12 protein-coding genes are annotated in these 14,001 nt (G+C 43.8%); 5 read left to right on the top strand and 7 right to left on the bottom strand.

The genetic code is table 11. The features are described from left to right. Nucleotides 1–4 precede the first annotated feature (4 nt). The 3 genes from Q0307_RS17505 to Q0307_RS17495 all read left to right on the top strand — a co-directional run bounded on the left by Q0307_RS17505 (nt 5) and on the right by Q0307_RS17495 (nt 3,206). Complete coding sequence (locus Q0307_RS17505) at nt 5–316, top strand: H-NS histone family protein (protein ID WP_298662408.1); 312 nt, start codon at nt 5–7, stop codon at nt 314–316. 327 nt (nt 317–643) lie between these two features. Beyond that, on the top strand, nt 644–2,941 hold the full coding sequence (gene dsbD / locus Q0307_RS17500; protein ID WP_298662406.1) for a protein-disulfide reductase DsbD: 2,298 nt from the start codon (nt 644–646) through the stop codon (nt 2,939–2,941). A gap of 88 nt (nt 2,942–3,029) precedes the next feature. Continuing rightward, on the top strand, nt 3,030–3,206 hold the full coding sequence (locus tag Q0307_RS17495; protein ID WP_298662405.1) for a PA3496 family putative envelope integrity protein: 177 nt from the start codon (nt 3,030–3,032) through the stop codon (nt 3,204–3,206). Here the strand turns inward: Q0307_RS17495 and hda are convergent. The 4 genes from hda to dnaE are packed head-to-tail and all read right to left on the bottom strand — an operon-like array spanning nt 3,195 to nt 9,061. Continuing rightward, nucleotides 3,195–3,908: a DnaA regulatory inactivator Hda gene (hda, locus tag Q0307_RS17490; RefSeq protein ID WP_298662404.1), complete on the bottom strand. Its 714-nt coding sequence runs from the start codon at nt 3,906–3,908 to the stop codon at nt 3,195–3,197. The genes Q0307_RS17495 and hda overlap by 12 nt on opposite strands. After that, entirely contained in the window at nt 3,905–4,966 is a 1,062-nt protein-coding gene (locus Q0307_RS17485; RefSeq protein ID WP_298662403.1) for an AI-2E family transporter, read from the bottom strand. The genes hda and Q0307_RS17485 overlap by 4 nt, the downstream gene beginning before the upstream one ends. Nucleotides 4,967–4,969: 3 nt before the next feature. After that, complete coding sequence (locus Q0307_RS17480) at nt 4,970–5,527, bottom strand: CDP-alcohol phosphatidyltransferase family protein (RefSeq protein ID WP_298662401.1); 558 nt, start codon at nt 5,525–5,527, stop codon at nt 4,970–4,972. Between the two features lie 12 nt (nt 5,528–5,539). Further along, nucleotides 5,540–9,061 (bottom strand): DNA polymerase III subunit alpha, encoded by a 3,522-nt coding sequence (gene dnaE / locus Q0307_RS17475; protein WP_298662399.1) that lies wholly within the window; start codon nt 9,059–9,061, stop codon nt 5,540–5,542. Between the two features lie 117 nt (nt 9,062–9,178). Here dnaE and Q0307_RS17470 point away from each other — a divergent pair, with 117 nt between their 5' ends. Beyond that, the gene (locus Q0307_RS17470) at nt 9,179–9,718 is read left to right on the top strand and encodes a hypothetical protein (protein WP_298662398.1); all 540 of its coding nucleotides are present in this window, start codon (nt 9,179–9,181) and stop codon (nt 9,716–9,718) included. A 129-nt stretch (nt 9,719–9,847) separates the two neighbouring features. Then, nucleotides 9,848–10,831: a DUF6445 family protein gene (locus Q0307_RS17465; RefSeq protein WP_298662397.1), complete on the top strand. Its 984-nt coding sequence runs from the start codon at nt 9,848–9,850 to the stop codon at nt 10,829–10,831. A gap of 67 nt (nt 10,832–10,898) precedes the next feature. On the opposite strand, the gene Q0307_RS17460 is transcribed toward Q0307_RS17465, so the two are convergent. The 3 genes from Q0307_RS17460 to Q0307_RS17450 all read right to left on the bottom strand — a co-directional run. Next, the gene (locus Q0307_RS17460; RefSeq protein WP_298662396.1) at nt 10,899–12,194 is read right to left on the bottom strand and encodes a glycosyltransferase; all 1,296 of its coding nucleotides are present in this window, start codon (nt 12,192–12,194) and stop codon (nt 10,899–10,901) included. Between the two features lie 123 nt (nt 12,195–12,317). Beyond that, complete coding sequence (locus Q0307_RS17455) at nt 12,318–12,803, bottom strand: hypothetical protein (RefSeq protein WP_298662395.1); 486 nt, start codon at nt 12,801–12,803, stop codon at nt 12,318–12,320. A 167-nt stretch (nt 12,804–12,970) separates the two neighbouring features. Further along, nucleotides 12,971–14,001, bottom strand: a 1,031-nt coding sequence (locus Q0307_RS17450) for a hypothetical protein (protein WP_298662393.1), incomplete at its 5' end; no start/stop codon positions are given.

The following is a 14,001-nucleotide window of genomic DNA, read 5'->3' as shown; positions in this document are numbered from 1 at the left end:
TAACATGGCAAACATAAATTTAGATTCTTTAAGTGTTGCTGAATTAGGCAAGCTAAAATATAACATCGAACATGCCATCAGTAATCGTAAGCAAACTGAATTATTAGATGTACGTAGAAAGTTAGACGAACTTGTTGACAACTCTGGTTTTACCTTGCAAGAAATATTAGAAGCTAAATCAGTGCGCAAACCTGTCCAACCGAAATATCGCAATCCAGAAAACTCAGAAAATACTTGGACAGGCCGTGGCCGTCGTCCAATATGGGTCGAGCAAGCCTTGAACGCTGGTAAAACTTTAGCCGATTTACTGATTTAATCGGCTAAATTACTAAAGCAGTCAGCGATAAAAGTCTGCTAGTCAGGCTTTTATCAACATGATCTCTGTGTCAAAAATTCCGAAACCCAACACCTACTTAAAGCTCTATAACTGATATCCCAGCAAGTTTGTGCACTTTCCATGAAGAGCTTTGCTGTTAGCAACTATTTAATCTACTATAAGCAGCTTCCCAGACCTAAGCGGAGATTAGCTCAGGTTGAACTGTAGACAAGGGATATCTAACAGTTTACCGCTTGCCCATCAAGGGCTGAACTCCTGTACTTTAATGTTGTTGCTTTTGATTGGATACAAAAGAGCTTCCTTGGCATGAAAAATCTGATTCTAATCTGCTTTTTATTCATCTTAAGTTTGAATACAGCAGCCTTCCCAGAACCATTGCAGGTTGACCAAGCCTTCAAAGTTTCTGCCGAACCCCTTGACAAAGAGCAGATACGAGTCACTTGGAAAATTGCTGACGGCTACTATCTTTACCGCAAAAAGATTGACCTAAGCTCTAAACATCCAGAAATTCAACTGCCAGATTTAGAGCAACTTGCTTTCCCTACAGGTGATTCCAAGACAGATGCTAATTTTGGGCAAATGGAGGTTTATCATAAAGATTTTGCAATCGATATACCTATAACGCGCTCTGATAAAGTTCAACAAGCTCTCGAACTAGAACTTGAAACTAAATACCAAGGTTGTGCAGATGCTGGTTTATGCTACCCACCACAAAAGAAAATAATTAAGCTACAACTAGCAGCTTTTGAGAACGCCGCTCCTGCCAGTTCAAAGACTAATCAAAGTGAAATTGCTTCTGTCGAAACCACCACCAGTATTGATACTGCAAAACCAAAACAGATTAAACCTCTAGCCGCAACTGCTGACCCTGCTGTTGAACCTTTACCGCTTGATCAGGCGTTTAAATATAGTTTAGTAGCAGTTGACCAGAAAACTTTAGTTGCTCACTGGGATATTCAGCCTGATCATCAGTTATACCGTAGCAGAATTAGTTTCTCGATACAGGGTAACGCGGATTTCCATCTAGACCCTCCACTTTTTCCTGCAGGCGAAATGGTCAAGGACGATTATTATGGCAGTCTAGAGGTTTACACGAGCTCACTCGATGTCAGTATTCCTATTCGCCAAACTGAAACCGACGTTGCACCCCCTAAAAAACTTACGGTTGTTACTGAATACCAAGGCTGCTCTGACAGCACGGGGATTTGTTATCCACCTGTTAAACAATTGGTGGATTTAGATCTAAGTACTGCACCTCCTAAGCTAGAAAGCCTACCAGACACTAAAGCCCCACAAACTACTCAAAACGATGCTTATACCTCTGCATTAGAAGGAGCTAGTTTATTTGGGACCTTACTTATTTTCTTTGGCGGTGGTCTGTTGTTAGCTTTTACCCCTTGTGTATTCCCTATGTTCCCGATTTTATCGGGGGTGATAGCAGGTCAATCTGACCTATCTGCACGCAAAGCCTTCTTTCTGTCTTTAGCTTATGTGACCGCTAGTTCTATCGCTTATGCACTAATTGGCGTTTTCTTTGGCTTGTTTGGCGCCAATTTACAGACTACTCTCCAACATCCAGTCGCCATTGGTATTTTTGCTACGCTGTTTGTCATTTTGGCTTTTTCAATGTTTGGCTTTTTCGATCTCCAAATGCCAACTAGCCTACAGTCGCGTCTAAACGAATTCAGTAATAAACAACGAGGCGGAAGTTTATTGGGTGCAGCCATCATGGGCTTTATCTCCACGCTCATTGTTGGTCCCTGCGTAGCACCACCTCTAGCTGGCGCTTTGACCTATATTGCTCAAACCAAAGACGCCTTTTTAGGGGGCATAGCCCTATTCACGATGGGTTTTGCGATGGGTATCCCTTTATTGATTGTGGGTACTTCAGCAGGTCATTTACTTCCACGTGCTGGTACTTGGATGGATACCACTAAGGCAATCTTTGGCATGATTATGTTGGGATTGGCCATCTCGATGCTTAAGCGCATTATCCCCATTGAGGTGACCATGGCCTTAACTGGAACTTTGCTAGTCGCTTCAGGCATTTACATGGGAGCATTAGATAAAATTTCTGAGGAATCCACGGGCTGGAAGCGCTTCTGGAAAAGTCTTGGTCTTATTATGGTATTTTATGGTGCAATGCAGCTATTAGGTGTGGCGGTAGGGAGTACTAATCTATTCCAGCCCTTAAAAGGTGTTTTGACCCTTGCTGCCAATCCTGTACAAACTAACCACTTAAATTTTCAAACAATTAAAAGTGTTAATGACTTAGAGGCTAAATTAGCGCTCGCTAAACAAAATCAACAAGCTACTATGCTAGACTTTACAGCAACTTGGTGTCCTGATTGCGAAACTCTAGAAAAAGTTACTTTTATCGATGCGAATGTCGTAAAGAGTTTACAAGGAGTGCAGATATTAAGAGCTGATGTTTCTGCGCAAGATGAGCAAGATCGGGCTTTAGCGGCAAAATTCACCGTTCCTGGACCACCGGCTATTTTGTTTTTTGACGCTAATGGTAAGGAAATCAGGAAGATTCGCGTACAAGGTTACAAAAATCCTGAGCAATTTGTTAAAGTAACTGAACAATTGCCTAAGCGTTAATGTTAGATAAATATTTTACTCAGCAAAAATTCATCTAGCCAAGCTATACTCAACACATAATATAAAAAAAGATCTAGGAGTGCTTAGCATGCGTGACCATGAGAATGACTATGAACAGGAAGAAGTATCAACTCCATTAATTACAGAGCCTAATAAAAAAACTAAACCTCATGTAGTTAGACGCAATATTGAAGATTATCTAGAGAAGCAAGCTCTGCAAAGGCGCTTGAAGGATATTTTCGATGAAGACTTTTTATTGGATTAAGTGACTTAGGGTATTATCTGGGAAGATTTCTTGAATTAAGTTACGAGTAATCTTCCTGCCTTTATGCAAACTAGCTTTATCAAGTTGATCTAAGACTAACATTAAAGACTGAATATCCTTAGGGAAATTTTTATTGATATATTTTATAATGTGCTCTGGTATTTGCAAACCTCGCTTATAGGCTCGCCATTTAAACGCTTCTAAAGCACTCATTTCGTCTAAATTGTAGATCCTATAAGCTGGCCCCCAAATTAAACGTGAGCCTAAATCAGGTAATAAGCAGTTTATTTGGTGCGGATTAGTGTGAGCTGCCAGTAATAAAGGTTGCCCATTTTGCCGGCAGCGATTAATCAAGTGAAAAACTGCAGTCTCCCACTCTAAGTTTCCAATAACATGATCTAAATCGTCAATTGCTAGTAAGGTACAGCGATCTAAGCCCTCTAAAACGCGCACACCATAAGGGGCTAATTGCTTTAGTGAAAAATAGGACGCAGCATTACTAGTTTCCTGGGCTTTATAGCAACAAGCTTGGAGTAAGTGGGACTTGCCACTGCCTACCTCGCCATATAAAAAAACCTGCTGAAAAGATTGCCAGAACGCCGAATGCAACAGTGCCAATGCATCTCGATTCTGCTGCATCGGATAAAATGAATCGAAATCAAAACCGTCTAATAAAGCAATTTTTAAAGTAAGCTGATTCATGGTGGCGATGCATCAGTGTAAACATTACTTTGCTTATATTTTTCGTGCAGATGCCGCATGATGACCACCAAGATAGCGGCTACTGGCAAGGCCAATAAGACACCAACAAATCCAAACAATTGTCCACCCGCTAAGACGGCAAAGATAACCGCTACAGGATGCAAACCGATCCGCTCCCCCACTAGCCAAGGTGTGAGTATCGAGCCTTCAATAACTTGCACCACCACAAATACACCTAATACCCAGAGCAAGTTCAGGGGATCCTGGGTCTGAAACAACACAGCAATACCAGCGATAGTAATCCCTACGATCAGCCCTAAGTAAGGCACGAAGCTCACTGAGCCTGCAATAAAACCAATTAAGAGTGCGAAATCTAAGCCAATTAAGCTTAAGCCTAACCAGTATAAAATACTAAGTGCGATCATTACCATAAACTGACCACGCAAAAAAGCCCCCAACATTTCATCTGACTCTTTTGCCAAGCTAGATACAGTTGGCTCTACAGAGCGTGGTAGCAAATCGTGAATATAAGCGACGAGATTGTCCCAGTCGCGTAGTAAATAAAACAAAATGACAGGAATAAGCGCCAAGGTACCAATCCAACCAACAATCATGAAGCCTGATTTAGAAACGGTTTGAATCACGCTTTTGATTAAGCCACCGGTCTGCTGCCAGTTAGAAGTGACCAATTCTTTGAGTTTTTCACCCTGCAAAATCGCTGGGTCAACACCTAGCTGATCCTGTAAATAAGCTCCAAACATCCCCAAAGACCAATCTAAATAACCCGGTAACCTCTCACCGAGCCGCTTAATTTGCATCTCAAGTAGCGGTACTAAAAATAGAAAAAAGACTAGAATAATCAATGATATTACTACAAAAACCACAGTAACCGATAGAGTACGTGAGAGCTTCATACCTTCTAACCGATCTACTAACGGATCGCCTAGATAAGCCAAGAGCGCTGCAACAAAGAAAGGGGTCAACATGGGTGAGAGCAGATAGAACAAAGTCGCAGCAATGGTTAGGACAATGAGCCAAAACCAAAATTTTGAATCCATCAGTTAGACCTGCTTTTTATTTGCAAAGGCATAATAACTCCAGAAAAATACATAAGCGGCTCCACTGATGATAGTGCTAGTTGCTACTAACAACTCTAAATTATCTATTACCCCCTGTGGCAAAGGATAGAAGCCAACATGTAATAAAGTAGCTGCTAACAAAATCAGTTGTAAGGCTGTGTTCACTTTACTAATAAATAAAGGCCTCATTTCTAAAGCACCCGTTACCCAGCGATACAGCATAGCACCTGCAACAATAAGCACGTCACGCCCAAAAATCAGCCATACTATCCACCACGGTAGGAAACCCTTAAAGCCAAATACCAACATAATCGTCACAATAAAGAGCTTATCAGCCAGTGGATCAAGCAAAGCACCTAAAGGGGTAAACCATTGATAACGTCGAGCTAAGTAGCCATCTAAACCATCACTTAACCCCGCTAACACCAATAAGATTAAAGCCGTATGATAAGAACCTATCCATAATAGCCAAGCTACCGGCACTACTGAAATAATGCGCGCGATGGTGATTAGATTAGGAAGGTACTTAAGTGCCGACATAGTGACCTAGCGTTAAAAAATTAATTGTACTGCATCTTGCCCTAGCTTCTGGCGCAAACTCCGTAAGTTATTGTCATGCAAAGGGATATAAAACTTATCATCTAAGCGTAACTCAGCACGCGCACTCTGATTACAATAATCCAATAAAACCGGATAACGCGGCTCAGACGCTTCCACTAGCCAAGTTTGTAAATCCTCCATCAAACCTGCTACGACTTGCTGAGCATCCACCCGTAATTTTAAACGCCGTAGAAAACTTTCACGCAAAGTTTGCATATCATAAATCGAGTCTATTCTTAGACGGGATGAACCGGTACGTTGATCTACACTAACGGTACCTTCTATCGCGACAATCGCTTCTTTTTCTAAAAGATGCCCAAATTGAGTAAAGGTGTCAGCGAATAATAAGATTTCATATTCCGAGACAGTACGATCTTCCAGCTTCACAAAATAGCGCTTACCTCGATCTGAAGCCTGCACACGAATATTCGCAATTAAAGCACCAAACAAAACTGGCTCTTTTGCATAACGCTGTGAGCCACTGCCATCGTACTCCATAATCTCGCGTAGGTTCATTTTACTAACAGCGTGCAACTCTTGCTCGTATTCATCTAGGGGATGACCAGTTAAATATAAACCTAGGGTTTCCTTTTCTAAACGCAAGCGCTCTTTTTCAGGCCACTCCGGTAGATCTGGCATAGCTGTTTCAACCCTGTGGCTTATCATCGCGCCGCCAAATAAATCTACCTGCCCAACTCCTTGATCGCGATGATATTGCTCAGCGCGCTTCAGTGCTTCAGGCAGAAACTCGATTTTGGCATGCCGTGAACCTGGCAAAGAATCCAATACACCCGCTTTAATCAAAGTTTCGAGTACCCGACGGGTGACCTTATGCGAGTAAATACGCTGACAAAAATCGAGTAATGACTTATAAGATCCGTTGGCGGCACGCTCTTCCATAATCACCGAAATGGCCGACTCACCCGCCCCTTTCACTGCACCTAAGCCATAAATAACGTTACCTTTATCATCGACAATGAAATGATATTCGGACTTATTTAAGTCAGGTGCTAAAGTTTTTACGCCTAACTTCTTACAATCATCTAACAGCATGACTACTTTATCAGTATTATCCATATCCGCAGATAACACCGCTGCCATAAAAGCTGCCGGATAATGTGCTTTCAGCCAAGCTGTTTGAAAAGCAACGAGTGCATAGGCTGCAGAATGCGATTTATTGAAACCATACTCAGCGAACTTTTCCATCAAATCGAAGATGAAACCGGCTTGATTTTCGTCGATTTGATTAGCACGAGCACCCTCCATAAAAATAGAACGCTGCTTGGCCATCTCCTCAGGTTTTTTCTTGCCCATCGCACGTCGCAGCATGTCCGCACCACCTAGCGTATAATTCGCTAGTACCTGTGCGATCTGCATGACCTGCTCTTGGTAAACGATGACCCCATAGGTGGGTTTGAGAATTTGCTCTAAACTGGGGTGCGGGTATTCAACTTTAGCAATCCCTTTTTTCCGATTGATAAAGTCATCCACCATCCCTGATTGCAAAGGCCCCGGACGAAAAAGTGCTACGAGCGCAATGACATCTTCAAACACATCCGGCTGTAAACGGCGAATCAAATCTTTCATCCCACGCGATTCCAACTGGAAGACAGCAGTGGTTTTCTGTGCTTTGAGTAAATCGAAAGAGGCTTGATCATCAAGGGGAATCCGATTGATGTCGACCAAAGGTAAATGTTTCGCCGCCTGCTGGCGATTAATAGTCTCTAGTGCCCACTGAATAATGGTGAGATTACGCAAACCTAAAAAATCGAACTTAACTAAACCGACTGCCTCGACATCATCCTTATCATATTGTGACACTACCCCCTTACCTGCCTCATCACAGAGGATCGGGGTGAAATCAGTTAAGTCAGAGGGTGCAATCAGCACGCCACCCGCGTGTTTACCAGTATTACGAGTTAAACCCTCTAGGGACAGCGCCATATCCATAAGCGCTTTCACTTCCTCATCTTTTTCGTAAAGCTCGATAAGCTCCGGAGAAACCCGCTCTGCATCCTCTTTGGATTTAGCTGAACGCCCGAGGGCATCCTCTAAAGTAATGCCGAGTACGAAAGGAATTAATTTAGCCACCCGATCCACAAAACCATAAGGATGGCTGAGTACCCGTCCCACGTCACGTACCACTGCTTTGGCGGCCATCGAACCGAAGGTAACAATTTGCGAGACTTGATTACGTCCGTAAGCTTGCGCCACATAATCAATCACTTTATCGCGATTATCCATGCAGAAGTCGATATCAAAATCTGGCATGGATACCCGTTCAGGATTTAAGAAGCGCTCAAATAATAAGTCGTAAGCCAGTGGATCCAGATCAGTAATCTTTAAAGCATACGCGACTAACGAACCCGCACCCGATCCCCGTCCAGGCCCTACCGGAATATCATTGTCTTTAGCCCATTGAATAAAGTCAGCAACAATCAGAAAGTAGCCGGGGAAACCCATTTTATTAATCACGTCTAACTCAATCTTCAGACGCTCATCATAAGGCTTACGCTTTTCAGCAAACTCCGGCGTACCACGCGGAAATTGCTCACCGAAGAGAAAATCTAAACGTTCCTCTAAACCTTCCTCACCGACTTTGCAGAAATAGGCTTCGGTCGTCATACCTGCAGGAATCGGAAACTGTGGAAGATAATTTTTACCCAAAGTCAGGGAGACATTACAGCGCTTGGCAACCTCCACGGTGTTCGCAATCGCGGAGGGAATATCCGCAAATAACTCCTGCATTTCTGTAGGTGAGCGTAAATATTGCTGTTGGCTATAGTTTTTAGGGCGTTTAGGATCAGCTAGCACATGACCACTATTGATACAAACCCGCGCTTCGTGAGCATCAAAGTCACTACTAGCTATAAAGCGCACATCATTGGTGGCCACTACAGGCACTTGATACTTAACTGCTAGATCAATGGCGGCGTGAATATAATCCTCTTCACCTTCCCGACCAGTGCGCTGCAGCTCTAAATAGTAGCGCTCAGGAAAGGCCGCTTGCCATTCTTGCAAACGCTTTTCGGCTAAATCTCTATTCCCCATGAGTAAGGCTTGTCCGACATCGCCCTCACGCCCACCCGACAGCATAATCACGCCTTCGCTAAACTCTTTCACCCAAGCGCGTTGTACTCTGGGCACACCCAAAACTTGACCTTGTTGCCAAGCTTTAGAAATCAAACGCGTTAAATTTCGATAGCCTGTATTATTTTGGCAAAGCAGAATGATATGAAAGAGCTGGTCGGATTGCTCATTCGCAAGCAGTAAATCCACCCCAAAGATTGGCTTAATACCCGCCCCCATTGCGGTTTTATAGAACTTAACTAGGCCAAAGAAATTATTCTGATCGGTGATTGCCACCGCCGCCATGCCAGACTTCTCAACTGCTTTCATCAAAGGCTTGATACGAATCGTGCTATCAACCAATGAATATTCCGTATGTAAGCGCAGATGGACGAATTGAGTCATAGTTTATTAATTACTGTGGCTATAAAGATTTGTTGAAAAGTCTGGCAAGGTCTTAACTTTGCCAAGCAAAGCGCGAATGATACCCTATCTCGATGCTGATCAGAATGAGTCTATCCGATGCTAAAGTTTCTTCCCGGCCTGCTGTTGCTTGAGATCATTACCGTGAGTTTAATGTTGCTCGCCCCCGAACAACTGGCTGGCTGGGGTTGGTTGCGTATTGCAGTTCCTCTAGCAATTATAGCCAGTTTAATGGCTTTATGGTTTAGCGCGCTGTCTAATCATCAACGTAAAGATGAAATGATGCGCTTGCAAGAAAACCATGCACGTGAGCGTGAAAAAATTAAGGTCAATGCAGAACGCGCTAAGCATCAAGTGACAAAAGAAGCCCAACAACAAGTTCAACAAGAAATTAAGCGTACCACTGCACAAGCCAACTTTAAGGTCGGCTTAGCAGTAGCTGGAGCGGCCAGTCTAGGAGGCTTTTTACTGCTAACTCAATTTGTGACGATAGGTGTTTTACTGCTGGGCACAGCGAGTGGAACCTTAGGAGGATATTTACTACGCCTTAAGCAAGAACGCTCGAACCAAGTTACACACCTTGCTAAAAACCCTGAACCTATACCCCGTTTGATCAAACCTGAGAATAAAATCAACTAATTCACTCCTACCAACTAACTATCAGGTAGCTCCAGCAGTTTGTCGTTGACTGCTTTACCCTTATTTGTAGCGAGGATAATAATTTGAGAACTTAATTATTCTATTTACAAAAATGACGGGTTGAGCGCTATGCATGAAACATTATTAGAAGATATTAAATTTCATCTTGATCATTTAGATAGCTATGACCGCACTTACTTTCTAGCAGGCTGGATCTTTAGTACGGGTCGCACGATTGAGTCGATTCGCGTGGACACTTCCGAAAATTACAGCAGTGAACTGATCAATCTCGAGGTGCGCCATGATGTCAACAATTTCTACAAGCTGCCTGAAGGCACCCAAACCGGTTTTAAGTTTATTCTGACCCCAGATGAAGTTTTTGCCACCATCACCTTCAGTGTCAAATTCCAAGGCGAGTCAGCCTACAAAGTCTTTGCTGAGATTAGGCAAAACAGCCAAGTAGCCGCTAAACAGGTTTCACAGCCTGCCAAGCCTATACATCCAGCTATTCGTATTGATCCACATCCACCTGCTGTGGTGGTAGTCGATAATTTTTATAGCGACCCGGATGCAGTACGCGAATATGCCATGACCTTAGATTTTAACCCCAATGTTAAATACCACAAAGGCTCGCGTACTGAGGTAAAGACTATTTTTGAAGGCACTAAAGAAACTTTTGAAAAGCTTTTAGGTAGAAAAATAAGCGTTTGGGAAAGCCATATTTATAACGGTGTTTTCCAATACTGTACTGCCGAAGAACCTTTAGTTTATCACACCGACAATCAAAGCTATGCTGCAGTAGTTTTTCTTACCCCTGATGCTCCACCAGAATGCGGCACCAGCTTTTATAAAAGCAAACTCAATGGTCTGATGGCCTATCCAACACCGGCGGATTGCAAAAAACATAACAAATCTGCAGATGAGCTGTTTGATGAAATGTTCGCTGGTAACTTCTATGACAAAACTCGTTGGGATTTAGTAGACACGGTTGGCAATGTCTACAATCGATTGGTGATTTTCGATGCGAAACGCGTACATGCTGCTTCGGCTTATTTCGGTGACAATATGAAAAATAGCCGTCTTTTCCATATGTTCTTCTTTGATATAGCCTGATTAAGATCAAAGGCATCAAACAAAAAAGGCGCGAAATTCGCGCCTTTTCTTTAGCCTTGCCGCCTAGTTAAATTTTTACTAGGCCGGGTTGGCGTTGGCCTTTCAAAGCCACCAAATCTGCATAGACATAAAGAATATTGCTTTCTTTGTGCCAGTCTGTCGGGAAGCCTTGCCACAAGCGTGTATCTTGGAAACGGCAAGTAATCCCGCGTACATAAGTGGCTTGCTCGCGATTGGTGTAATACCAGAATGAATTCTGATTCCAGAATGAAATATGGGTCGGATCTTGGAAAGCACCACGCCCATCCGTAGAAGGTGTCCGCGAGACTAACCAACCACCGGGTACTAACACCCGATAGATTTCATTCATCAAGCCCACCGTACATAACGACCCACCAGAAGCGCCATGATCACAGCTTGAGTCAGCACAATGTGGCATATGTTCTAAGAAATCATAAGCACGTACACAGCCAATGGAATTATCTGGGAACGGCAAACCTTTACGAATATCACAATTTACATCCGCATCCACTAAATCCACACTGGTAAAACCGGGAGGTGAATTATGTGCGCCACCTAAATCCAGCATTTGCAGGTTATTACGCCGACACCACTCAGCAATCATCCGATAAATATATTTATTAGAAACTTCCTGCTGCATACGCTGAATATCAGCATTAAAGCGTAGATAGGTGTTATCTTCATTTTCCAATAAGCGGTACAAATACAAACACTTCGGGATATATTCAAAATGCGCACCTACTAAATAAGTACGACAAATCAAATCATGATCATCGACTACATGCAGTTCTGGGTCATGTCCACCCGCTTTTTCATAAGCCTCACGCGACCAGACACGCACATGATTAGGTGCATAGAAAATTTGATGCAAAGAACTGGCATCCGTTTCAAAGGCACGCATCGCGGTATAGCGCTTATCTTGCCAATTAAACGGATAACTCTCCCAACCATGGCTCGCATAAAAGATCTGGCATGAATGATCCACCCGAAAATTGGTAAAATCTGAATACAGAAAACCTGCATCCGTCGCTTGAGCACGTGCATCAATGACTTGCAAAGCATCAGGGGTGAGTAAATCGTCATGATCAAGCTCCACAAAATAGTCGCCGTGACAATTGCCACAGGCAAACCGTTTTAAAGAGCCGACACCTTTAACCGCAATATCATCAGGTGCTCGGACAACCCGTACTTGTGGGTGGTTAGCAATATGTTCTGGAATGACTGCAGTCCCATTAGGTACAATCACCCATTCCCAATCTTTAAACGTTTGAGCTAATAAACTATCAAAAGCCTCGCCAATAAAGGTTGGCTTGTGAGTAGGAGTAAAAATACTAAAGCGCATAACTACTGTCTCTTCTTTTTTATAATCAAACAATTAGTCAGTTATATTCAAAATCTAAAAATTTATAAAAAATATCAAAATTTTACTTAATAACCTAGGTTAGTTATCTTAATATAAATCTATTTATTGTGTTCCCTTACCATAACCCTGCCACTTGAGTAAAGGCAATTGATTATCACGCATGATCTCATCGATCTCACCGAGATGATGCTGTACATGGCGAATCTGTATAAAGCATTGATCTAGATAAGTTATTTCTTCACCATCTATTTCGCGCTTCTCTAGTAACTTCTCAGTATTCATGGGCATATTCGCAAGCTTATGCTCTACTTTTCCCAAATAAGATAGTAAAAAACGTCTTGAAACGGATTCTGGCGCGATCTTATGCATTTGCGCAGCTTCCATATCTAGAATCTGATGAAATGGATATTGACTGGGTTCATGGCTAAACCAAATATCCATGCCTACTAAAGAATGATAAAGCTGCTCACGTACAAGTAGTTTATCTCCAGAAAAAACCTCATCTGGGCAAGTTAAAATCGTTTGGCGTAGCATGGTTAAAATCGGCTTTAAATGCCGGAGAAGCACGACAGATAAATCCTGTTGCATAAATAGCACCTTAGCGATCAGTGATGACTTTTTTCTTGTTAGTTAGCCTTAACTGCTAACGAATTGCCAATTTTCAAGATAAACGTAACCCAAAAAAGAAACCCCGCAATTTTCACTGCGGGGTTTCTTTAGATCAAACTAGGATCAAGTTTAGCTTGGGCTAAAGATTAGCACCAGCCCCAACCCCAACCCCAATCACAACCACCGCCCATTCCGCCAGTTGCACCTTGAGCACCTTGAGCACCTTTAGAACCTTGAGCACCCGTAGAGCCTTGAGCACCTTTAGAACCTTGAGCACCCGTAGAGCCTTGAGCACCGGTAGAACCTTGAGCACCCGTAGAGCCTTGAGCACCGGTAGAACCTTGAGCACCGGTAGAACCTTGAGCACCTTTAGAACCTTGAGCACCCGTTGCGCCGGTTGCACCCGTAGAGCCTTGAGCACCAGTAGAACCTTGAGCACCGGTAGCACCCGTTGCGCCAGTAGAACCTTGAGCACCAGTCATACCTTTATCGCCCTGTGCCCCCTTAGCTCCTTGAGCACCGGTAGAACCTTGAGCACCTGTTGCTCCAGTTGCACCGGTAGAGCCTTGAGCGCCTGTAGAGCCTTGAGCACCCGTTGCTCCAGTTGCGCCGGTAGAGCCTTGAGCACCAGTAGCACCCGTTGCGCCAGTAGAACCTTGAGCACCGGTTGCGCCAGTATCGCCTTTGTCACCCTTCAACCAAGCTTGTACGTCAAATTGGTCGATGTCGCCATCACCTTGTACATCACCGATTGTTTGAGAGAACCAATCGAAGAAGCCTTGACCATTAGTACCGTTAGTACCACTAGTACCAGTTGCGCCTTGAGCGCCCGTCGCCCCTTGAGCACCAGTGGCACCGGTTGCACCAGTAGAGCCTTGAGCACCCGTTGCGCCTGTTGCACCAGTAGAGCCTTGAGCACCGGTTGCACCCGTTGCACCGGTAGAGCCTTGAGCACCTGTGGCACCGGTAGAGCCTTGAGCACCTGTGGCACCGGTAGAGCCTTGAGCACCGGTGGCACCGGTTGCGCCCGTAGAGCCTTGAGCACCTGTGGCACCGGTTGCGCCCGTAGAGCCTTGAGCACCTGTAGCACCGGTTGCGCCCGTAGAGCCTTGAGCACCTGTGGCACCGGTTGCGCCCGTAGAGCCTTGAGCACCTGTGGCACCGGTTGCGCCCGTAG

The organism is uncultured Thiothrix sp., from assembly GCF_937873765.1.
In the GTDB taxonomy this organism is placed as follows: domain Bacteria; phylum Pseudomonadota; class Gammaproteobacteria; order Thiotrichales; family Thiotrichaceae; genus Thiolinea.
Note: the sequence above shows the minus strand (reverse complement) of the source record. Positions and strands in the feature narration are given on the sequence as shown.